Source organism: Pseudomonas sp. 2024-210 (genome assembly GCF_045062345.1).
Lineage (GTDB): Bacteria > Pseudomonadota > Gammaproteobacteria > Pseudomonadales > Pseudomonadaceae > Aquipseudomonas.
The window spans coordinates 73,314-95,650 of the sequence record NZ_JBJGEJ010000006.1 but is presented as its reverse complement, the minus strand read 5'-3'; the positions used below and the strand labels follow the sequence as shown (position 1 = coordinate 95,650).

General features: G+C 56.0%; 21 protein-coding genes and 6 tRNA genes. 4 read left to right on the top strand and 23 right to left on the bottom strand.

The features are described 5' to 3' along the window. Positions 1-175: 175 nt before the first annotated feature. From ACI7MX_RS10875 to rluD, 9 genes are all read right to left on the bottom strand, one after another. A tRNA-Lys gene (locus ACI7MX_RS10875) sits at positions 176-251 on the bottom strand. 18 nt (positions 252-269) lie between these two features. Continuing rightward, positions 270-345, bottom strand: a tRNA-Asn gene (locus ACI7MX_RS10870). Between the two features lie 120 nt (positions 346-465). Then, positions 466-542: transfer RNA gene (locus ACI7MX_RS10865), tRNA-Pro, on the bottom strand. A gap of 93 nt (positions 543-635) precedes the next feature. Beyond that, positions 636-711 (bottom strand) — tRNA-Lys (locus ACI7MX_RS10860). A gap of 5 nt (positions 712-716) precedes the next feature. Then, a tRNA-Pro gene (locus ACI7MX_RS10855) sits at positions 717-793 on the bottom strand. 9 nt (positions 794-802) lie between these two features. Then, a tRNA-Asn gene (locus tag ACI7MX_RS10850) sits at positions 803-878 on the bottom strand. A 307-nt stretch (positions 879-1,185) separates the two neighbouring features. Beyond that, positions 1,186-3,753, bottom strand: a complete 2,568-nt coding sequence (clpB, locus tag ACI7MX_RS10845; RefSeq protein ID WP_314491468.1) for an ATP-dependent chaperone ClpB — start codon at positions 3,751-3,753, stop codon at positions 1,186-1,188. 120 nt (positions 3,754-3,873) lie between these two features. Next, positions 3,874-4,608 (bottom strand): peptidoglycan editing factor PgeF, encoded by a 735-nt coding sequence (gene pgeF, locus ACI7MX_RS10840; protein ID WP_405586880.1) that lies wholly within the window; start codon positions 4,606-4,608, stop codon positions 3,874-3,876. Beyond that, positions 4,605-5,567 (bottom strand): 23S rRNA pseudouridine(1911/1915/1917) synthase RluD, encoded by a 963-nt coding sequence (gene rluD / locus ACI7MX_RS10835; RefSeq protein ID WP_153379909.1) that lies wholly within the window; start codon positions 5,565-5,567, stop codon positions 4,605-4,607. Before rluD ends, pgeF begins: the two co-directional genes overlap by 4 nt. A 148-nt stretch (positions 5,568-5,715) precedes the next feature. On the opposite strand from rluD, the gene ACI7MX_RS10830 reads away from it, so the two are divergent. Then, on the top strand, positions 5,716-6,729 hold the full coding sequence (locus ACI7MX_RS10830; protein WP_314491474.1) for an outer membrane protein assembly factor BamD: 1,014 nt from the start codon (positions 5,716-5,718) through the stop codon (positions 6,727-6,729). Between the two features lie 118 nt (positions 6,730-6,847). Then, a complete protein-coding gene (locus tag ACI7MX_RS10825; RefSeq protein WP_314491477.1) occupies positions 6,848-7,069 on the top strand; it encodes a PP0621 family protein in 222 nt (73 codons plus the stop codon). Between the two features lie 174 nt (positions 7,070-7,243). Here the strand turns inward: ACI7MX_RS10825 and thiO are convergent, their stop codons facing one another. From thiO to pilV, 5 genes are read right to left on the bottom strand one after another with little or no spacing between them, the layout of a single operon-like run. After that, complete coding sequence (gene thiO, locus ACI7MX_RS10820) at positions 7,244-8,347, bottom strand: glycine oxidase ThiO (protein ID WP_405586885.1); 1,104 nt, start codon at positions 8,345-8,347, stop codon at positions 7,244-7,246. Between the two features lie 28 nt (positions 8,348-8,375). Next, positions 8,376-8,777: a type IV pilin protein gene (locus tag ACI7MX_RS10815; RefSeq protein ID WP_314491483.1), complete on the bottom strand. Its 402-nt coding sequence runs from the start codon at positions 8,775-8,777 to the stop codon at positions 8,376-8,378. Between the two features lie 11 nt (positions 8,778-8,788). Further along, entirely contained in the window at positions 8,789-9,331 is a 543-nt protein-coding gene (locus ACI7MX_RS10810) for a pilus assembly protein PilX (protein ID WP_405586889.1), read from the bottom strand. Between the two features lie 7 nt (positions 9,332-9,338). Then, complete coding sequence (locus ACI7MX_RS10805; protein WP_314491491.1) at positions 9,339-10,034, bottom strand: prepilin-type N-terminal cleavage/methylation domain-containing protein; 696 nt, start codon at positions 10,032-10,034, stop codon at positions 9,339-9,341. After that, entirely contained in the window at positions 10,031-10,483 is a 453-nt protein-coding gene (gene pilV, locus ACI7MX_RS10800; protein ID WP_314491493.1) for a type IV pilus modification protein PilV, read from the bottom strand. Before pilV ends, ACI7MX_RS10805 begins: the two co-directional genes overlap by 4 nt. A gap of 264 nt (positions 10,484-10,747) precedes the next feature. Between pilV and ACI7MX_RS10795 the strand changes: the two genes are divergently transcribed. Continuing rightward, positions 10,748-11,248, top strand: a complete 501-nt coding sequence (locus tag ACI7MX_RS10795; RefSeq protein ID WP_405587021.1) for a GspH/FimT family pseudopilin — start codon at positions 10,748-10,750, stop codon at positions 11,246-11,248. On the opposite strand, the gene ispH is transcribed toward ACI7MX_RS10795, so the two are convergent. The 6 genes from ispH to murJ all read right to left on the bottom strand — a co-directional run bounded on the left by ispH (position 11,245) and on the right by murJ (position 18,634). Beyond that, a complete protein-coding gene (gene ispH, locus ACI7MX_RS10790) occupies positions 11,245-12,192 on the bottom strand; it encodes a 4-hydroxy-3-methylbut-2-enyl diphosphate reductase (protein WP_314491500.1) in 948 nt (315 codons plus the stop codon). The two genes, ACI7MX_RS10795 and ispH, sit on opposite strands and share 4 nt — an antisense overlap. A gap of 65 nt (positions 12,193-12,257) precedes the next feature. Then, positions 12,258-12,695 (bottom strand): FKBP-type peptidyl-prolyl cis-trans isomerase, encoded by a 438-nt coding sequence (fkpB, locus tag ACI7MX_RS10785; RefSeq protein WP_314491502.1) that lies wholly within the window; start codon positions 12,693-12,695, stop codon positions 12,258-12,260. Next, positions 12,688-13,206 (bottom strand): signal peptidase II, encoded by a 519-nt coding sequence (lspA, locus tag ACI7MX_RS10780; RefSeq protein WP_314491505.1) that lies wholly within the window; start codon positions 13,204-13,206, stop codon positions 12,688-12,690. Before lspA ends, fkpB begins: the two co-directional genes overlap by 8 nt. Next, the gene (ileS, locus tag ACI7MX_RS10775; RefSeq protein ID WP_405586895.1) at positions 13,199-16,030 is read right to left on the bottom strand and encodes an isoleucine--tRNA ligase; all 2,832 of its coding nucleotides are present in this window, start codon (positions 16,028-16,030) and stop codon (positions 13,199-13,201) included. The genes lspA and ileS overlap by 8 nt, the downstream gene beginning before the upstream one ends. After that, on the bottom strand, positions 16,027-16,977 hold the full coding sequence (gene ribF, locus ACI7MX_RS10770; RefSeq protein WP_405586898.1) for a bifunctional riboflavin kinase/FAD synthetase: 951 nt from the start codon (positions 16,975-16,977) through the stop codon (positions 16,027-16,029). Before ribF ends, ileS begins: the two co-directional genes overlap by 4 nt. A gap of 118 nt (positions 16,978-17,095) precedes the next feature. Further along, positions 17,096-18,634, bottom strand: coding sequence for a murein biosynthesis integral membrane protein MurJ (gene murJ / locus ACI7MX_RS10765; RefSeq protein WP_314491515.1), 1,539 nt, complete (start codon positions 18,632-18,634; stop codon positions 17,096-17,098). Positions 18,635-18,884: 250 nt separating this feature from the next. On the opposite strand from murJ, the gene rpsT reads away from it, so the two are divergent. Further along, on the top strand, positions 18,885-19,163 hold the full coding sequence (rpsT, locus tag ACI7MX_RS10760; protein WP_003443902.1) for a 30S ribosomal protein S20: 279 nt from the start codon (positions 18,885-18,887) through the stop codon (positions 19,161-19,163). A 135-nt stretch (positions 19,164-19,298) separates the two neighbouring features. Here rpsT and ACI7MX_RS10755 read toward each other — a convergent pair whose 3' ends face one another. The 3 genes from ACI7MX_RS10755 to cgtA all read right to left on the bottom strand — a co-directional run bounded on the left by ACI7MX_RS10755 (position 19,299) and on the right by cgtA (position 22,243). Next, complete coding sequence (locus ACI7MX_RS10755; protein WP_314493157.1) at positions 19,299-19,760, bottom strand: CreA family protein; 462 nt, start codon at positions 19,758-19,760, stop codon at positions 19,299-19,301. 14 nt (positions 19,761-19,774) lie between these two features. Then, on the bottom strand, positions 19,775-20,893 hold the full coding sequence (proB, locus tag ACI7MX_RS10750; protein WP_314493160.1) for a glutamate 5-kinase: 1,119 nt from the start codon (positions 20,891-20,893) through the stop codon (positions 19,775-19,777). 123 nt (positions 20,894-21,016) lie between these two features. Then, complete coding sequence (cgtA, locus tag ACI7MX_RS10745) at positions 21,017-22,243, bottom strand: Obg family GTPase CgtA (protein ID WP_405586902.1); 1,227 nt, start codon at positions 22,241-22,243, stop codon at positions 21,017-21,019. Between the last annotated feature and the right edge of the window lie 94 nt (positions 22,244-22,337).

Below are 22,337 nucleotides of genomic sequence, written 5' to 3'. Positions count from 1 at the left end.
GGCTGCTGCAGATTGACATCAGCCCGTTCGAACCTACTGTTCGCCATAAGACGTCTGCATGTCCACGCCGATATCTCGGCAAAGTGCACACCTGAGGAGGGCGATTCTTATCAAACCGCAGGCACAAAAAAGCCGGTCATCCCTGAGGATAACCGGCTGTTTTGGTCTTGCGATATGGTGGGTCGTGTGGGATTCGAACCTACGACCAATTGGTTAAAAGCCAACTGCTCTACCAACTGAGCTAACGACCCAAAAAACAGGTTTGAAAATGGCTCCACGACCTGGACTCGAACCAGGGACCCAATGATTAACAGTCATTTGCTCTACCAACTGAGCTATCGCGGAACTGCATATTTCAATTAAAACAGTATAAAAAAAGCGTCCCTGCGGACGCTTTTTTTATGGCAACTGATGCAATTGGCATCAGCACCGTATTTTCCACACCCATTACTGACGGGCAGAAAATGGTCGGGGTAAGGGGATTCGAACTCCTGACATCCTGCTCCCAAAGCAGGCGCGCTACCGGACTGCGCTATACCCCGGTAAAAAAAAGGCACCTTCAAGAGGCGCCTTCTGCGATCAGTGCTTTTGGCCTCTGATCTTAAGATCTAGCTTCAGCGAACTGAAACCAAAAATGGTGGGTCGTGTGGGATTCGAACCTACGACCAATTGGTTAAAAGCCAACTGCTCTACCAACTGAGCTAACGACCCAAAAATGGTCGGGGTAAGGGGATTCGAACTCCTGACATCCTGCTCCCAAAGCAGGCGCGCTACCGGACTGCGCTATACCCCGGCTTGAAAATGGCTCCACGACCTGGACTCGAACCAGGGACCCAATGATTAACAGTCATTTGCTCTACCAACTGAGCTATCGCGGAACTACATATTTCAATTTACAACATTACTGCCTTACAACTTTGCAGCACTCTTTGACTTCTTCGTATCACTACGCTTGCGTCTCTGAGGCGGGCCATTTTACAACCTTTGAAACCCTTGTCAACCCTTATTTTTCGTTAGAAGACAATGATTTAGCTCTTCTAGCGGGCTTCCTGGTTTGGGCCAAGTTGCCGTTACGGGTGACTGACTGCGGGGCGCATCTTACAAGCGTTTTCCTTACAGATCAACACTCTAAGAAAAAAAAGACCTCGCAAAGCGAGGCCTCTCTTAAAACACCGCCACAGAGCGTTATGTGAAGACGATTTCGTCGTCTTTCACAGTGGCCACCACTGTGGTGCCCGGCATGAACTGACCCGAAAGAATCAGCTGTGCCAGCGGGTTTTCGATCCAACGCTGGATCGCACGTTTCAGAGGACGTGCGCCATAGACAGGGTCGTAACCTACCGCTATGAGCTTGTCCAACGCTTCCTGGCTCAACTCCAGGCTCAGGTCACGCTCAGCCAGACGGCTACGCAGACGACCCAGCTGGATTTCAGCAATACCTGCAATCTGATCACGGGCCAGAGGCTCGAAGATCACCACTTCATCAATCCGGTTCACAAACTCCGGACGGAAGTGCGTGCTGACAGCATCCATCACCGCTGCCCGTTGCGCTTCGCGATCGCCTACCAGTTCCTGGATCTGTGCAGACCCCAGGTTGGAGGTCATCACGATCACCGTGTTGCGGAAGTCTACGGTGCGACCATGACTGTCAGTCAGGCGGCCATCTTCAAGCACTTGCAGCAACACGTTGAACACGTCCGGGTGAGCCTTTTCGACTTCGTCGAGCAAGATCACCGAGTACGGTTTGCGGCGTACAGCCTCGGTCAGGTAACCGCCTTCCTCGTAACCCACGTAGCCAGGTGGCGCACCAATCAGTCGAGCCACGGAGTGTTTCTCCATGAACTCGGACATGTCGATCCGCACCATCGCCTCTTCCGTATCAAAGAGGAACTCGGCCAACGCCTTGCACAACTCAGTTTTACCCACACCGGTTGGGCCCAGGAACATGAACGAGCCGCTTGGACGGTTCGGGTCACTCAGCCCGGCGCGCGAACGGCGTACGGCGTTGGACACGGCCACTACGGCTTCGTCCTGACCAATCACGCGTTCATGCAGCAAGCTTTCCATTTTCATCAGCTTGTCGCGCTCGCCTTCGAGCATCTTGGATACCGGAATACCGGTCCACTTCGACACGACTTCGGCAATTTCTTCTTCAGTCACTTTGCTGCGCAACAATTGGTTCTCGGTCTTGTTGCTGTGCTCATCGACCATTTGCAGGCTGCGCTCCAGATCGGGAATGACCCCGTACTGCAACTCGGCCATGCGATTGAGGTTGCCGCTACGACGCGCCACTTCAAGCTCTTGGCGCGCTTGCTCGATCTTTTGCTGGATCTGGGCAGAACCCTGCACTTCGGCTTTTTCCGAGGTCCAGATTTCTTCCAGGTCAGAATACTCACGCTCATGGCGCTCGATTTCTTCCTGCAATTTCTCGAGGCGTTTTTTCGCAGCCTCATCCTCTTCTTTCTTAAGCGCCTGAGCTTCAACCTTCAGTTGAATCAGGCGGCGCTCAAGACGGTCCAGTACTTCAGGCTTGGAGTCGATCTCCATGCGAATACGGCTGGCCGCCTCGTCCATCAGGTCAATCGCCTTGTCAGGCAACTGCCGGTCGGTGATGTAACGATGGCTCAGTTTCACTGCCGCGATAATCGCGCCATCAGTGATCGCCACTTTGTGGTGAACTTCATAGCGTTCTTTCAAGCCACGCAGAATCGCGATGGTGTCTTCTTCGCTGGGTTCATCCACCAATACTTTCTGGAATCGACGCTCAAGAGCGGCGTCCTTCTCTATGTATTGGCGATATTCGTTGAGCGTGGTGGCACCGACACAGTGCAGCTCACCACGCGCCAGCGCTGGCTTGAGCATGTTGCCCGCATCCATTGCGCCTTCGCCTTTACCGGCGCCGACCATGACATGCAGTTCGTCAATGAACAGGATGATTTGCCCTTCCTGTTTCGACAGCTCATTGAGCAACGCTTTCAGACGCTCTTCGAACTCACCGCGGAACTTGGCACCGGCAATCAGCGCACCAATGTCCAGCGACAGCAGACGCTTGCCTTTCAGTCCGTCAGGCACTTCGCCATTGATGATTCGCTGGGCCAGACCTTCAGCAATCGCGGTTTTACCCACACCCGGCTCACCGATCAACACGGGGTTGTTTTTAGTCCGGCGTTGCAACACTTGAATGGTGCGACGAATTTCATCGTCACGACCTATCACTGGGTCGAGCTTGCCTTCTTCAGCACGCTTGGTCAGGTCAATGGTGTATTTGTCCAACGCCTGACGCGACTCTTCCGCGTTCGGATCATTGACCGCTTCACCGCCACGCAGGTTGTTGATGGCGTTTTCGAGCGCTTTCTTGCTGACGCCCTGCCCCAGCAACAACTTGCCCAGCTTGCTGTTTTCATCCATCGCAGCGAGCAACACGAGTTCGCTGGTGATGTATTGATCACCTTTTTGCTGTGCCAAACGATCCGCCTGATTCAGCAGGCGCGCCAAATCCTGCGACATATTCACGTCGCCAGTAGGATTCTGAATTTTTGGCAGTTGATCGAGCTCTTTGGTCAGCTCTTTACGCAGGCTGTTTACATCAAAACCGACTTGCATCAACAACGGCTTGATCGAGCCGCCCTGTTGTTCCAGCAATGCCTGCATCAAGTGCGCAGGCTCAATGGCCGGATGGTCAAGGCCTACGGCCAAGGACTGAGCATCGGACAACGCCAATTGCAATTTGCTGGTTAATCTATCTATACGCATTCGTCACCTTCCTTATGAGCAGGCCGGAGGGATGGAAACTCCTGAATGAAGAAACCTGCCAGATACCATAGTAGATGCGGGCGAATACGGGAGTTTCAAGATGGACAGATTTGATGCAGATCAGCTGGACGGTCTGTCGATCCAGACCAGAGAGGCAAAGCGGCCAGTGCGAGGACTGCGCCGGTAGGAGAAAAAGCGCGGATCAGTCACGGTGCAATAACCCCCGCCATACACGGCCGTGATACCGCATCGAGCCAGACGCAGGCGCGCCAGCTCATAAATATCGGCCATAAAGCGTCCCGGATTGATACTCGGAACGAAAGCGGCGGCGGACAGCGGCAAGTCTTTCACAAAGACCTCCCTGACCTCGCCTCCCACCTCGAATGCGGTAGGTCCGATAGCCGGGCCTAGCCAGACCAGCACCTCTTGAGGCTCAACATTGAGGCTTTTGGCGGTGGCTTCAAGTACCCCGGCGGCGAGTCCGCGCCAGCCCGCATGAGCCGCAGCCACGCGCGTGCCGGCACGATTGCAGAACAACGCGGGCAAACAGTCGGCCGTCATGACCGTGCAGGCAATACCGGGCGTAGAGGTCCAGCTGGCGTCAGCTTCAACGACGCGGCCCGGTGAAGCAGGTGCAACGAAAACCCCGTGAACCTGGCTAAGCCAAGCGGGCTGTACGTCAAAAATATGGGTGAGACGCTGGCGGTTGGCAGCAACGGCCAGGGGATCGTCATCAACATGGTCGCCCAGGTTCAGGCTGTCGAACGGCGCCACACTGACGCCGCCCGCACGGGTGGTCACGCAGGCCCTGATGCCTGCCGGCGCAGGCCAGTCAGGAATCAGGAACGTATTCACCCGATGAATGCCTCACGGTCTTGCTTGAGTAGCGTCAACAACCAGACAAAATCGTCCGGCAGTGGCGATTCCCAGCTCATGCGCTTACCGGTCGTCGGATGATCCAACTCAAGGAAACGCGCATGCAGCGCCTGACGCGGGAAGTTTTTCAGTGATTCGACCATCGTCACGTTGGCCGCTGGGGGAATACGGAAGCGACCGCCGTAGGCAGGGTCTCCGACCAACGGGAAATTGATGTGCGACATATGCACGCGAATCTGGTGCGTACGGCCGGTCTCCAGTTTGACCCGCACATGGGTGTGGGAACGGAAGCGCTCAAGCACACGGTAATGACTCACCGCCTGCTTGCCGCCTTCCATTACCGCCATGCGCTGGCGCTGCTGACCGTGACGGCCGATGGGCGCATCAATCTTGCCCCCGGCGGTGACGACACCAATAACGATGCACTCGTAGATCCGGCTGACACTTCGGCTCTGCAACTGGGTGACCAGTTGTGTCTGCGCCTGAATGGTCTTGGCGACCACCATAAGGCCCGTGGTGTCTTTGTCCAGGCGATGCACGATACCCGCACGCGGCACATTGATAATGTCCGGTACGTGATGCAGCAAGGCATTGAGCAAAGTGCCATCGGCATGCCCCGCAGCCGGGTGTACCACCAGGCCCGCAGGCTTGTTGATGACCAGGATGTCATCGTCTTCGTAAACGATGTCCAGGGGGATGTCTTGGGCGACCCACTCACCCTGGGCTTCCTGCTCGGCAGTCAGCTCCAGGATGGCACCACCGTGAACAATGTCACGGGGCCGAACAACGGCTCCGTCCACAGTCAGGCGGCCGTCTTTGATCCAGGCGGAAAGGCGCGAGCGCGAGTGCTCAGCGAATAATTGTGCGGCGACTTGATCGAGGCGTTGGCCACCCAGTTCGGACGGCACCTCTTCGCGAAGTTGAATTTTCTCGGACATGCTCATCAGGACCGCGCCAAGCCTTTGGTTTCGGCTGCGCGCTTGTGGTTAAATACGGCGTCTTTTGCCCCGAGGCTTTTCACGGGGCGCTCATCATAACAGGACGGACCCGCCCAAGACAGCGGCCGTCATAGGGACGCAAGCCGCCATGCAAGTGAGACACCTGCTGCTGATCGCCATCCTCGCACTGACCGCCGCCTGCTCGTCGACCAAAGAAGTCGTGGACGACAACTTGAGCGAAGTCGAGCTGTACCAGCAGGCGCAGGCCGACCTGGATAACCACAGCTATACCAGTGCTACCGCCAAGCTGAAGGCTTTAGAGTCGCGCTATCCGTTCGGACGCTATGCCGATCAGGCTCAGCTCGAACTGATCTACGCCTACTATAAAAACTCCGAACCGGAAGCTGCAAAATCAGCTGCCGAACGGTTTATCCGCCTGCACCCACAGCACCCGAACGTCGACTATGCCTATTACCTTAAAGGCTTGACCTCGTTCGATCAGGACGTTGGCCTGCTGGCGCGCTTCCTGCCGCTGGACATGTCCAAGCGCGACCCGGGTGCCGCACGCGACTCTTACAACGAGTTCGCTCAGCTCACCAGCCGCTTCCCGGATAGCCGCTACGCACCCGATGCCAAGCAACGCATGATCTACCTGCGTAACTTGCTGGCCGCTTATGAAATTCACGTTGCCGACTACTACCTGACCCGTCAGGCCTATGTAGCCGCGGCTAACCGTGGACGCTACGTGGTCGAAAACTTCCAGGAAACTCCGTCGGTAGGTGACGGTCTGGCGGTGATGGTTGAGGCTTACCAGCGCATGCACCTCGATGAACTGGCCAACACCAGCCTCGAAGTACTGAAAGACAACTACCCGAACCACCCAAGCCTGGTTGACGGTCAGTTTGTGCCGCAGGTGTCCGATTCGGATAACCGCTCGTGGCTGAGCAAGGCTACGCTGGGCCTGATCGAATCGAGCACACCGCTGCCGCCGGGTGAAACGCGCGCCAACCTTGATATTCAGAAGCAATATCAGGATGCCAAGGATTCGATTCCTGCCGAACTGAAGCCAAAAGACGCCGACGGCAACGTCATCCCTGAACCGGAAGCGGAAGGCAAAAGCCGTTCGTGGTTGAGCTACATGACCTTTGGTCTGTTTGATTGATCAATCAGCGCCACAAGAAAGAGCCCTTCGGGGCTCTTTTTTTATGTGCAATTTGGCCCTGTGCGCCTGCGGAGTCCTTGGCTAAACTGACGCATCTTCTTTCTAATAGCGAATGACCATGTTTCGTCTACTGTTGTGGGCTGCACTGATTGCTGCGGGCGTGTGGTGCTGGCGTAAATACAAAGCGAGTATTGCCGCGTCTAAAAAGTCGGTGGATCCCGGCGCGATGCCGATGGTGCGTTGCGCCCACTGCGGCGTTCACTTACCCCGTGATCGCGCACTGAGCCAGCAGCAAGAATGGTACTGCACCCAGAGTCACCTGGAACAAGGCCCGAAATAATCACGCTGAAAGCCATTCGATACGTAGCCGCGCGAGGCTACGTCCGGCTGCGCAGCCGTCGTAAACCTGTAAATCGGCTAGTTCAGATGTACCGCGTCCAGCCTATTTACGAAGGCTGCGCCTTCGGACGCAGCCTCGCGCTGTTCGTCAGCGGCAGGGATTGCGCTAGAGCGTTTAAATCCGCCCTTCAGGCGCATAGGGCCGCGGGTCGATAATGGGTTCACGCCCCAACAGTAGATCAGCAAACAGATGGCAAGACGCCGGAGCCAAAACCAAACCGTTTCGGTAATGCCCGCAGTTCAGCCATAACCCTTCAAACCCAGCCACCCTGCCGATAAACGGAATACCTTCAGGCGAACCCGGCCTCAATCCGGCCCAATGCGCCACCGGCTGAGCATCTGCCAAGGCTGGGATCAACTCAACCGCCGATGCCTTCAAACTTTCAAGGGCATTTTGAGTCGGGGTTTTATCAAACCCTTCGTGCTCCAGCGTGCTGCCAATCAAGATATGGCCATCACGGCGCGGGATCGCGTAACGTCCTTTTGCCAGTACCATGCTGGACAATAAATCGGGCGCGCACTTGTACAAAATCATTTGGCCTTTGACAGGTTCAACAGGTAATTCAAGGCCAAGATTGCTTAACAACGCTCCACTCCAGGCACCTGCCGCCAAGACCACCTGGTCAGCCAAGCGCTCCCCTTGGGCCGTCTTCACGCCCAGAATTTTTTCACCCTGGTGAATAAACCCCTGAACCTCACAGTGCTCTTCAATCGTGACATTAGGCATTGCCTGCAACGCCGCCCGTAGCGATTTAACCAGTCGCGGATTGCGAACATTAGCGACACCGGCCATATAAATAGCGCGCAAGTAATAACCAGCACCTAATACCGGCACTGCACGTTCAACGTCCGAAATATCAACTGAACTCAAGGGCCGCCCCTCGCGCTTTGCCCACGCCAGCGCTTGGGCCTCATCGTCAAGGTCTAGCCAGTACAAGCCCGTGGTATGAACCTCAGGGTCCAGGCCCGTCTTAGCTAACAAGCGCTGTGCCAGTTGGGGATAAAAGTCTTGCGACCAATGAGCCAATGCGGTGACCGCCGTGTTATAGCGCCAAGGGTATAACGGAGAAACAATGCCACCACCGGCCCATGACGACTCTTGGCCTACACCGCTACGATCCAGCAATACAACGTGCTCAACGTGCGCCGCCAGATTAAAGGCGGTCAGCAGCCCAATAACACCGCCCCCTACAATTACCACTCGTTGCTGCTTAGCCATCAATCCACTCAGCTCACATAAAAAAACGTTAGTGCCCCCAACACTGCTGCTCTGTCAGGTCCGGAGCGGCTTGCGTAATCGCCATTAAGCCAGTGTGGGCCAATGTGAAGTTGCCGCAGGCATCATCCACCATAGACGCACCTTCTCGGCGGGTGGCCGTCAGCAAGAAGTCGTGATCGCCTAACGCATGGGTTACCCAGTAATGCTTATTGCCCACACTCAAATTTTCAGCCCCCCTGTATACGCCATTTTTCGAAAAAAAACGCTCGAGACTTTGGGATTGCTCCCACAACAAAACCACGATTTGCGAGCGATTGGCACGCTTTACCGAGTCGCTGTAGACCGGATACACGAATGCACCCAGCAGACCGACAATCGCCACTACGACCATGAGTTCTATCAAGGTAAACCCTGCTCCATGCTTGCCCACAACCTGCTCTCCTATTGGATTTGACGCCACATCACACGCCTGAAGACAAGACCTTGGGGCTGCCCTGCCTCTGCACCGACCTGTTGATAACTCACCAATACGCTCTCCAGAACCGTGCGGGACAATCCGCGCAAACCAATGCCTGTTACTCGATAAAATTGGCCGACAGTAATACCCGGCAGGTTTGCCGGCATCCCACCCTCCCCCAAACTCTGGATGCCAAATAAACCGTCGGGGGTGCGCTCCCATATCACCCGCGATACAGGGTCAAGACCCGGCGACTTTTGAGTGCGGGATTCTTGAGGAGGGATGCATTGAACCGCCGAGGCGCACGCAATTAGTCGCGGCCATTGTGCTTGCACCTGGGACTCGCCCTTGCGCAATGCTGTTTCTGCGGCTTGCAATGACTGATGGCCGAACAAGACGCTGCCAGCGATTTTTTGCTGCTGACCCGCGCTTTGCAGGGCTGATACGCCGAGCACGCTCAGCATCAGTAAAAATGTCAGGCAAGCCAGTAAGGCCATGCCCTCTTGATGGCGTGATAAAGACGTCATTAGCGATTTAACCCAATCGATTACGCAGTGCGACAACGAGGTGATAGACCTGATCTTTGACCTGAAACCCGGGATCTCGCAGGGTAAGGGCAATACGCACACTGCGAATGCTGCCCAAATTCGTAGGGTTGGCCTCATAACGCTGAACAGACTGATCGCTGCCTGCACCGGAAACACCGAAGCTCATATCAAATGCGACAACGTTATCCAGCAGTACAGCTTTGTTCGCCCCAACCTTTAGCTGATTGCCTTCGAACCAATAAAAAATCTTACGCAACGCAAAAGCAGTCTCTCCGGGCGCCAAAACAGTCCGCGATCCAGAATAGGCTTGTGCATAACTTTTACAGTCCGAAACCACGGTCCAATCCGGTGGTGACGATTGCGACCCGACATCCGCACTCATCAATGTCAGCGATCGTGAGGTTGCTGAGCCTTGCCAGGTGATGGGTATTTGAAACGCAGCCGGCGCATCGACAATGCGGTCGGCGGCCAGACAACCGAACATGCCGGTCATGCGGATTTCCTGAGCTATTTTGCTTAAGACAAAACGCGCATCCTGTTGCGCCATTGCGCCAGCGTGTTGGGCCAGATAGGTGTACCGGGCACTCAAAAAAACCTGAGTAACCGCTAACACCAACAGCATTCCCAGTGCCAGAGCCACCATCAATTCAATCAGGCCAAACCCTGCATTACGCCATCTCATAGAGCAGCTGCCAGTGCGTCGGCGGAAATCTGACTGGTCAGGGTGATGGTTTGCCGTGCGCCGATTTGCGAGGACGTGCGAGCCTCACTCCACTCAAGGGTGACTGTCACCCCGCTACCAGTGGCCGCAATCATGCCGATTGCACTCTCTCCACCGAAATCGAGAATGTTGCGCTTGAAATCATTCAAATCCTGGCTTACCGAACCACGTGGGGCTGCGCCACCAGCGCTCGAATAACTGTAATCGGCCTGATCGTTCGCACGCACCCGGTCCAGCATGCTGTAAGCAATAAAGCTGGCTTGGGAGGTCATCAGCGCACTGTCGGTGTGTTTTAGGGCACTGAGCTGAACTGCCGCAGCCCCCAGCACACCGCTGGATAAAATCAACGTCGAGACCATCACCTCAATCAAGGTCATGCCACATTGAGGGTATTTGTGTGTTCTAGCCATTTGCCCATCCCTAAGCACTCCCTGGGCGACACGTCCTGTGTCGTCAGGAGGAAAGCCTAGCCTCGGAATTTGGGCCTACCTGTAGGAGAACCCTGGCAAGGCTTACGGATTGTTCTTCGAATGAATCCAAAAGCGCCTTAAACATGATGAAACTGTTGCCAGCGCGGGCTTTTAAACCCTGAGCTATACCTCAAATAGTCAACGAACAGCGCAAGGAAGGCGCCTGCAAATCTGTCCAGGGAGGACCTCGTGAACCAACAAGGCATGAGCCTGATTCAACTGTTATTCGTTCTGCTGATCGTCGCGCTTACCGCTCAGTTCGCCAGTCCGGCTTATAACGTTCTGATTGAACAGCAACGGCGGCAAGTCGCTGCACAGCAATTGGTAAACAGCCTGCGCAACGCCCGCGTCGAGGCGCTGGTGCGTCATCAGACTGTGGTGGTTCATGCATTAGGCGCAGATTGGAGCCGAGGCTGGCAGGTCATTCTGGACGTGAGTGGACGAGGACATCAGGACCCCAACAACCCGGTACTGACACACAGACAAGGCGACTCACGCATTCCGATTGCCGGTAATACACCGGTCAGGCATTACGTGCGTTTTAACCCGCTGGGTGAACCCTTATTGAGTGGAGGGGCGTTTCAGGCAGGGACGTTGCATATTTGCCAAGCAAAGACAGCACAGAGCCACTATCAAGTGGTGTTGGCAAAAACCGGGCGTATCAGCCTGCGCAACGATAAAGCCGCGCAGGCGTTATGTGCTTAAAGCAGCGAGCGTACGCGCAGCTCTTTGGGCATGGAGAAGGTGATGTTTTCTTCGCGACCGGCCAATTCATCAGCGCCGGTAGCGCCCCAGGCGTGCAATTGCTGGATCACGCCACGCACCAACACTTCAGGCGCAGAAGCACCGGCCGTAATACCGATAGTTTGAACGCCGTCGAACCAGCTTTTCTGCAAGTCTTCAGCACCATCGATCAGGTAGGCCGGGGTCTTCATGCGCTCCGCCAGCTCACGCAGACGGTTCGAGTTAGAGCTGTTCGGGCTCCCCACCACTAATACCACGTCACACTCGTCGGCCAGTTGCTTGACGGCATCCTGACGGTTCTGAGTGGCGTAGCAGATGTCATCCTTGCGTGGGCCACCAATAGCCGGAAAGCGGGTGCGCAAGGCGTCGATCACTCGACTGGTGTCGTCCATCGACAGAGTGGTCTGTGTCACAAACGCCAGTTTTTCCGGGTTGTTCACTTGCAGGTTGGCGACGTCTTTCTCATCTTCAACCAGATAAATGGCACCGCCATTACTGGCGTCATACTGGCCCATTGTGCCCTCAACCTCAGGGTGACCGGCATGACCGATCAAAATGCATTCGCGCCCGTCGCGGCTGTAACGAGCCACTTCTATATGCACCTTGGTCACCAGCGGACAGGTGGCATCGAATACTTTCAGGCCACGGCCAGCGGCTTCGGTACGCACGGCCTGGGAAACACCGTGAGCACTGAAGATGACGATGACGTCGTCCGGAACCTGATCCAGTTCTTCGACGAAGATCGCGCCACGGGAGCGCAGGTCTTCAACGACGAATTTGTTGTGCACCACTTCGTGGCGGACGTAGATAGGCGGACCGAATACTTCGAGAGCGCGATTGACGATTTCAATCGCCCGGTCCACCCCAGCGCAAAAGCCACGGGGGTTGGCGAGTTTGATGTGCATGCTAGGCCTCGTGGGACGCGCAGAGAAATAATGCCAATCAGGCCCGGCTTTCGCCGGGCACTGAGTTACAGCGCTTTGACTTCGAAGATTTCCACGTCGAAGGTCAGGGTCTTGCCTGCCAACGGGTGGTTGAAATCGATAGTCACTTGTTCATCATCAAAGGCTTTGACCACACCCGGCAACTCGGTATTGGCGGCATCATTGAAGATGACCAGCAGACCTTCCGACAGCTCCATGTCGTTGAACTGGGAGCGCGCAATGATTTGTACGTTTTGCGGGTTAGGCTGACCGAAGGCGTTTTCCGGCAGAATCTCCAGCTTGCGCTTGTCACCTGCCTTGAAACCAAACAGAGCGGCTTCGAAACCCGGCAACAGGCTTCCGTCGCCGACCTTGAAAGTGGCTGGCGATTTGTCAAAGGTGCTGTCAACGGTGTCGCCATTTTCAAGACGCAAAGCGAAATGCAAAGTGACTTGGGTGTTCTGGCCAATACGTTGCTCAGTCATGAGCGGGTTCTCCGGACTTTTTACTTTTGAACATATCCAGTGCCAGCATCACTGCCCCTACACAAATCGCGCTGTCGGCGAAGTTGAATGCAGGGAAGTACCAGCGATTTTGCCAATGCACCAGAATGAAATCGACAACATGTCCGTAGGCTATGCGGTCATACAGATTGCCCAAGGCGCCCCCCAGAATCAGTGCAAGCGCGATAGCCAACCACGTGTCATTGCGCCCCAGTCGCTTGAGCCACACTAACAGCACGGCGCTAACCACCACAGCAATCAATGCGAACAACCAACGTTGCCAACCCGCACTTTCGGCCAGAAAGCTGAAAGCCGCACCCTCGTTGTAAGCCAGCGTCCAGCTAAAGAGGTCTGGTATCACCACAATCTGTTGGTACAAATGCAGGGCGTTATCAAAATAGACCTTGCTGGTCAGGTCAATGACCAGAACCAGCACAGTCAACCAGAGCCAGCCCAGGCGCCCGAAGCGCCCGGCAGTACTGGTGTTAGGCATAATGACGTACCTCGCCGGCGCCGCTGATGTTGTCGACGCAACGACCGCAGATTTCCGGATGCTCCGGGTTCACGCCAACGTCTTCACGGCAATGCCAGCAGCGCGCGCACTTGGCGTGTGCAGACTTGACCACTTTGAGCTTGAGGCCCGGTACTTCAGTGATCACGGCATCCACAGGTGCCAGTGCAAACGGCGCAACGCTGGCGGTGGAGGTGATCAGAACAAAGCGCAACTCATTGCTCAGCTTGGACAGGTCAGCTGCCAGCCCTTCTTCGGCAAACAGAGTGACTTCAGCCTGCAAGTTGCCGCCAATGGCTTTGGCCGCGCGCAGGTTTTCCATCTCTTTGTTAACCGCAACCTTGACTGCCATGATCCGCTCCCAGTAGGCGCGATCCAGCTCGGTGCCTTCCGGCAACTCGCTCAGGCCTTCGTACCAAGTGTTCAGCATGACCGACTCGTTACGCTCACCCGGCAGGTATTGCCACAACTCGTCAGCGGTGAACGCCAGGATCGGAGCAATCCAGCGAACCAAGGCTTCGGAGATGTGGAACAGCGCGGTCTGGCACGAACGGCGAGCCTTGCTGTTGGCGCCAGTGGTGTATTGGCGGTCCTTGATGATGTCGAGATAGAAGCCGCCCAGCTCCTGAACGCAGAAGTTGTGCACCTTGGAGTACACGTTCCAGAAACGGTATTCGCCGTAATGCAGTTCCAGCTCGCGTTGCAGCAATAACGCACGGTCCACCGCCCAACGGTCCAGTGCCAGCATTTCTTCGGCAGGCAGGATGTCAGTGGCCGGGTTGAAGCCGGTCAGGTTGGAGAGCAGGAAGCGCGCGGTGTTACGGATACGACGGTAGGCGTCTGCACTGCGTTGCAGGATCTGGTCGGAAACCGCGATTTCACCCGAGTAATCGGTCGAGGCCACCCACAGGCGCATGATGTCAGCACCCAAGGTGTCATTGACCTTTTGCGGTGCAATCACATTGCCCAAGGACTTGGACATTTTGCGGCCTGCTTCGTCCACCGTGAAACCGTGGGTCAGCAACTCGCGATAAGGCGCATGGTTGTCGATGGCGCAGCCAGTCAGCAACGACGAGTGGAACCAGCCACGGTGCTGGTCCGAACCTTCGAGGTACAGGTCTGCACGCGGGCCGCTTTCGTGGCCCATCGGGTGCGAACCGCGCAGTACGTGCCAATGCGTGGTCCCCGAATCGAACCAGACGTCCAGCGTGTCGCTGATTTTGTCGTACAGCGGCGCTTCGTCGCCCAGCAGCTCGGCAGCGTCCAGCTTGAACCATGCCTCGATGCCTTCAACTTCAACGCGCTTGGCCACTTCTTCCATCATTTCGACGGTGCGCGGGTGCAGCTCGCCGCTTTCCTTGTTCAGGAAGAACGGGATCGGCACGCCCCAGTTACGTTGACGCGAGATGCACCAGTCCGGACGGTTGGCGATCATAGAGTGCAGGCGAGCCTGACCCCAGGCGGGTACGAACTGGGTGTCTTCGATGGCTTGAAGTGCGCGGGTGCGCAGGGTGTCGCCTTCGACGGGCTCTTTGTCCATGCCGATAAACCACTGCGCGGTAGCGCGGTAGATCAGCGGCGTCTTGTGGCGCCAGCAGTGCATGTAGCTGTGGCTGATGGTCTCGGTGAACATCAACGAACCGACTTCGGTTAGTTTGTCGATGATGTTCTGGTTGGCTTTCCAGATGAACTGGCCACCAAAGAATTCCAGCGACGGCACATATACGCCGTTGCTTTGAACCGGATTGATGATGTCGTCGTTGACCATGCCATAGGCTTTGCAGGTCACGAAGTCGTCTACGCCATAAGCCGGTGCGGAGTGAACCACGCCCGTGCCTGCGCCCAGCTCAACGTAATCGGCCAGGTAAACAGGCGACAGACGGTCGTAGAACGGGTGACGGAAGTTGATCAGTTCCAACGCTGTGCCGGTCGTGGTGGCGATGACCGAACCTTGCAGGTTGTAGCGCGCCAGACTCGGCTCGACCAGCTCTTCAGCCAGCACCAGCAGTTTGTCGCCCACGTCGACCAGCGCGTAGGTGAACTCAGGGTGCACGTTAAGTGCCTGGTTCGCCGGGATGGTCCACGGGGTGGTGGTCCAGATCACGATCGAGGTCGGCTTGCTCAAGGCAGCCAGACCGAAGGCTTCGGCCAACTTGGCTTCATCGGCAACCGGGAAGGCAACGTCGATGGCGGCGGACTTTTTGTCCTGGTATTCAACTTCAGCTTCAGCCAGTGCCGAGCCGCAGTCGAAACACCAGTTCACCGGCTTGAGACCTTTGAACACGAAACCGCCCTTGACGATTTCGGCCAAGGCTCGAATTTCACCAGCTTCGTTTTTGAAGTCCATGGTTTTGTACGGGTTGGCGAAATCGCCCAACACGCCCAAACGGATGAACTCGGATTTCTGACCTTCGATCTGCTCGGTTGCGTACGCACGGCACAGCTCGCGGGTTTTATCCGCGCTCAGGTTTTTACCGTGGGTCACTTCAACCTTGTGCTCGATCGGCAGGCCGTGGCAGTCCCAGCCCGGCACATACGGCGCATCAAAACCCGACAGGGTTTTGGAGCGGATAATCATGTCCTTGAGGATCTTGTTCAGCGCATGACCGATGTGGATGGTGCCGTTGGCGTACGGAGGACCGTCGTGAAGTACGAACTTCGGACGATCCTTGCCAATCTCGCGCAACTTCCCGTACAGGCCAATGCTGTCCCAGCGCTGCAAAATTTGCGGTTCGCGCTGTGGCAGGCCGGCCTTCATTGGGAAGGCTGTGTCCGGAAGGTTTAGCGTGGCTTTGTAGTCGGTCATTTCAGGCTCTTTTTAAGCGGTTGACCCAGCCAGAAGGCTCGGGCGGCGGCGACGTCCGCATTGATCGCCGTCTTGAGCGCCTCAAGGGAGGCGAAACGCTGCTCATCACGCAGCTTGTGGTGGAATGCCACGGTCAATCGTCGGCCATACACATCGCCGGCGAAATCCAATAGATGTACTTCGAGATGGGCGCTGCCATCCCCTGCTACGGTCGGTCTGACGCCGATATTGGCGACTCCCGGCCAGGTTTTACCGTCGATTTCAACGCTGACCAGGTAAACACCGGTCAACGGAGCGCGACGACGCTTGAGCTGGATATTGGCGGTTGGTGTGCCCAGTTGGCGCGCCAGTTTCTGACCGTGCAAAACCCTGCCTTCAATGGTGAAGGGGCGCCCCAGCAAACGTTCTGCGAGGTCGAAATCTGCACTGGCCAGGGCGTCTCGCACCTTGGTACTGCTGATTCGTACGCCATCAAGCTCAACGGTTTGCGCGGCTTCGACCGTGAATTTCTGCATCAGCCCTGCTTGTTGCAGGAAGTCAAAGTCGCCCACCCGGTCACAGCCAAAGCGGAAGTCGTCGCCGACTTCCAGGTGCTGAACACCCAGGCCGTCAACCAGAATGGTATCAACGAACTCTGCCGCGCTGAGTTTGCACAAGCGTTGGTTAAACGCCAGGCACAAGACCCGATCAACCCCGGCGTCGGCCAACAACTGCAGCTTGTCGCGCAGGCGTGCCAGACGGGCCGGAGCCGTTTCAGGGGCAAAGAACTCGCGCGGCTGCGGCTCAAAAATCACCACGCAGCTGGGCAGGCCCAACTCCAGTGCACGCTCACGCAGTCGCTCCAGAATAGCCTGGTGACCACGGTGTACACCGTCAAAGTTGCCAATAGTGGCGACACAGCCCCGATGCTGGGGCCGCAAATTGTGTAGGCCTAGAACCAGCTGCATAACGCGCTTCTTGCTCATAAAGTGGCCGATTATAACCACACCCGGCCCGCTACGACAGGCAACTGCACACGGCAAATCGAGTGAAATCGACAAAATGGACGTCTGACAGGTCATTACCTTACATAAGAGACTTGCGGGCGAAATCCCTCAAACGCAAGCCTAGCAGCAATAACATGCCGAAATAAGTCGCTACACCGGCAATCACCAAGCCGCCCAGACGAATAAACCGTTCGAGCATATGACCCTGATCCCAAGCGGGCATCAACTGCATAAGGCCCAACAATACGGCGGACATCACTGCCACCGCCACCGCCAGTTTGAACAGGTATTTGGTCCAGCCGGGCTGTGCCACAAACAGCTTTTGCTTACGCAATTGCCAGAACAGCAAACCGGCATTGATACAGGCCCCCACACTGATGGCCAAGGCGAGGCCGGCGTGTTGCAGCGGCACAATAAAAACCAGGTTGAGCAACTGAGTGATGATCAACGTGAACACTGCGATTTTGACCGGCGTGCGGATGTTTTGTTGAGCATAGAACCCGGGTGCCAAGACTTTGATCAAAATCAGCCCGAGCAAACCAACGGAATAGGCCACCAGCGCGCGCTGGGTCATCGACGCATCAAACGCACTGAACTGACCGTACTGAAACAGCGAAACCGTCAGCGGTTCAGCCAGGATAGCCAGCGCCAGTGAGCACGGCAGCACCAACACAAAACAAAGGCGCAAGCCCCAGTCGAGGATCCGCGAGTATTCCTGACGGTCTTTGCTGGCATAGGTTTTGGACAGGGTGGGCAGCAGGATCGTGCCCAGGGCAACACCCAGCACCCCAGACGGCAATTCCATCAAACGGTCGGCGTAATACATCCAGGACACGGAGCCCGCGACCAGGAATGACGCAAAGATGGTGTTGATGATCAGCGAAATCTGGCTAACCGAAACACCGAGAATGGCCGGCAGCATTTGCTTCATGACCCGCCATACACCGGTATCGCGCAGGTTGAGTCGCGGCAGTACCAACATGCCGATTTTCTTCAGATGCGGCAGTTGGAACAGCAACTGGGCCAAACCACCCACCAGCACTGCCCAGCCCAACGCCATGACGGGCGGATCGAAATACGGCGTCAGAAACAAAGCAAAGATAATCATGCTTACGTTCAGCAGCGTCGGCACAAACGCGGGCACCGAAAACCGGTTCCAGGTATTGAGAATGGCACCGGCCAATGAAGACAACGAAATCAGCAATATGTAAGGAAACGTGACCCGCAACATGTCAGAGGTCAGTTCGAATTTCTCAGGCGACGTGGCAAAACCAGGCGCTGTTGCCCAAATCACCCAAGGTGCCGCCAGCATGCCGAGCACGGTGACAATGGCCAACACCAACGTCAATAAACCGGCCACATAGGCCACAAAGGTGCGCGTAGCTTCCTCACCTTGCTGACTTTTGTATTCCGCCAAAATAGGCACGAACGCTTGAGAAAAAGCCCCCTCTGCGAAAATCCTGCGCAGTAGATTGGGCAATTTAAAGGCAATAAAGAACGCATCCGTGGCCATTCCGGCACCAAATGTACGCGCGACGATGGTGTCGCGAATAAAGCCCAAAACCCTTGAAATCATTGTGATAGAGCTGACGGCTGCTAGCGATTTGAGCAAATTCATTGAAAGAGTTTTTGCCTATAGAGAAAGAGCAGGCGAACAAAGCGTCCACTTATGCGATACTGCGCGCCGCAACAGCACAGAGCCAAGCTCGCGAGTTTACAGGTCAAGCGCCGGAAATAAATCTCCCGTCTCCCTCGATCCACCACTCAGCGGATCGTATCAATCGCCCTTGACAAGAGTTGTCGTCATCGGCATGATTCGCGGCCTATTTTGTTTGTTATTTCCCAAAAGTCTTTCGAGGAGCTCGACGGTGGCCAACACACCTTCCGCCAAAAAACGTGCAAAACAGGCTGAGAAGCGTCGCAGCCACAACGCCAGCCTGCGTTCCATGGTTCGTACCTACATCAAGAATGTAGTTAAAGCCATCGACGCAAAAGACGCTGCTAAAGCGCAAGCTGCTTATGTTCTGGCTGTTCCTGTTATCGACCGTATGGCCGATAAAGGCATCATCCACAAGAACAAAGCTGCTCGCCATAAGAGCCGCCTGAATGGCCACGTCAAGGCGTTGAACCTTGCGACTGCCGCTTAAGCGACAAGCTTTTTAAAAAACCGACCTTAGGGTCGGTTTTTTATTGCCTGCGATTTATGGGCAACCCAACAATACCTTGCAGGCGTAAAAAAGCTGCGACCGGGATATCCCCGCCGCAGCTTTTTATGCACTCGATTACTGCTGTGGCCACGGCAGAATCGGAATGGCCGTCACCGCATTCTGCGGGCTACCTTCGATCAAGCGATCGCTGTACACAAGATAAACTAGGGTATTGCGCTTTTTGTCGAGGAATCTCACGACCTGCATAGTCTTGAATACCAGCGATGTCCGCTCCTTGAACACCTCTTCGCCATCTTTAAGCTCACCCTTAAAACTGATAGGCCCCGTCTGGCGACAAGCAATAGACGCTTCAGCACGATCCTCAGCCAAGCCCAAACCACCTTTCATACCGCCCGTCTTGGCACGCGAGAGGTAACACGTAACGCCTTCGACCTTGGGATCATCGAACGCTTCGACCACAATACGGTCATTGGGCCCAACCAATTTGAAGACCGTCGACACCGAGCCAATTTCTTCCGCCGACGCCACGATGGGCATCATCAACATCAAACCCAACAGCCCGCCAATCAAGCGCATCCCACACCTCGAAATCAAACCAAAATCAGGTTATCGCGATGAACCAGTTCCGGCTCTGCCATATACCCCAGCACACCGACAATCGCGTCTGACGGCAGCCCGATAATTTTTTGCGCTTCCGGCGCACTGTAGTTGGCCAGACCACGCGCTATCTCTCGCCCGTCGGCCGCCACACAGACCACCATCTCGCCTCGCCGAAAACCGCCTTGCACCGCCTTCACACCCACCGGCAACAAACTTTTATTGCCTTTGGACAAAGCAGCGACCGCGCCATCATCCAGCACCAGCGTGCCACGCGTCTGCAGATGCCCGGCCAGCCACTGCTTGCGCGCAGCCAGCAGACCGCGCTCAGGGGACAACAAAGTACCCAGGCGCTCGCCAGCCTTGAGGCGATCCAGCACCCGCTCCAGCCTGCCCCCGACGATAATGGTGTGCGCCCCAGAACGCGCCGCCAGACGCGCAGCACGTAACTTGGTCTGCATCCCGCCACGACCCAGCGCACCGCCGGTACCACCCGCCACAGCATCAAGGGCAGGGTCGTCGGCACGCGCCTCGTAAATCATTTGTGCATCGGGATTATTGCGAGGGTCCGCATCAAACATGCCGTCGCGATCCGTCAAAATAACCAGCAGATCCGCTTCGACCAGATTGGCGACTAATGCGGCCAGCGTGTCGTTATCACCAAAACGAATCTCGTCGGTCACAACGGTGTCATTTTCATTGATGACCGGGATCACACCCAACTCAACCAGCGCACGTAAGGTGCTTCGCGCGTTCAGATAGCGCTTACGGTCAGACAAGTCATCATGAGTCAGCAGAATTTGCGCGGTATGCCGGGAGTGCTCGGCAAAGCTCGACTCCCAGGCCTGCACCAGACCCATCTGGCCAATGGCAGCAGCGGCCTGCAACTCATGCATGGCACTCGGTCGTACCGTCCAGCCCAAGCGACTCATGCCCGCCGCCACCGCACCGGAGGAGACCAGCACCAACTCCACGCCTGCCTCGTGCAGGGCGACCATTTGCTCGACCCAGACACCCATTGCTGCGCGATCCAGACCCTTGCCATCTGCCGTCAGTAATGCGCTGCCGATCTTCACGACCCAACGTTGCGCACCCGTCACCTTGCTCCGCATCATCACTCAACCTATGCCTGAGAGCAGCGCGACCGAGCGCTGCCCATGGAATTATTTTGACCTCTGTACCACAGATGCTAAAACGCCGCTCAATTGAGCGGCGCTGTAGTTTACTGCAACAAATCAGTCGCGGACGTAAATGATTTCCGGACCATCTTCGTCATCAACATCTTCCTCGTCCCAGTCATCTTCACCGATGTCATGAACGCTTTTCACGCCGCTGCGACGCAGGGCACGCTTATCGTCCAGCGCTTGCAACTGTGCACGCGCCTCGTCTTCGATACGCTGATCAAGATCCGCCAACTCAGCCTTGTAGGCCGGGTCATTGGCCAGACGGTCAGCACGGTCTTCCAGGTAACGCATGATGTCGTGGCACAGCTTTTCAGTACCGATTTTGGCTATCGCCGAAATCACGTACACAGGGCCTGTCCACTCAAGACGATCTACCACTTCTTTGACGCGAGCGTCGTGCTCTTCTTGTGGCAACGAATCGCACTTGTTCAGCACAAGCCAGCGATCACGCTCAGCCAGCGACGGGCTGAATTTGGTCAGCTCGTTAACGATGACTTCAGCGGTATCGGCAGCACTTTCAGTGCCTTCAACGGGCGCCATGTCGACGAGGTGCAACAACAGACGCGTACGCGCCAAATGCTTGAGGAAACGAATGCCCAGGCCCGCACCATCGGATGCACCTTCAATCAAGCCCGGAATATCGGCAATCACGAAGCTTTTCCAGCGATCGACACTGACCACACCCAAGTTTGGCACCAGGGTGGTGAACGGATAATCCGCCACTTTTGGCTTGGCTGCAGACACCGAACGAATGAAGGTACTTTTGCCAGCATTCGGCAAGCCCAACAGACCGACGTCCGCCAGTACTTTCAACTCCAGCTTCAGATCGCGCTGCTCACCCGGCTTGCCCGGTGTGGTTTGACGCGGAGCGCGGTTGGTACTGGACTTGAAACGTGTGTTACCCAGACCGTGCCAGCCACCGTGCACCACCATCAAACGCTGACCCGCCTTGGTCAGGTCGCCAATGATTTCTTGAGTGCCCGCATCGATCACTGTTGTGCCTACCGGAACACGCAGTTCCAGGTCTTCACCTTTGCGCCCGGTGCAATCCGCGCTGCCACCGTTCGAGCCACGCTGAGCATCGAAGTGACGGGTATAACGGTAGTCAACCAAGGTGTTCAGGTTTTCGTCGGCGACCATATAGATCGAGCCGCCATCACCCCCATCACCACCGTTAGGACCACCGTTTTCGATGAATTTCTCGCGACGGAAACTCATGCAACCATTACCACCGTCGCCTGCTTTTACTTTGATCGATACTTCATCAACAAACTTCATAACAAAACGCGCCTCTCGTCATCAGGACGAGCCGATTAAAACCAAGACATAAGACTCTTGCAAAAATGAGCGCAGCGACCTCAATCAACGTCTG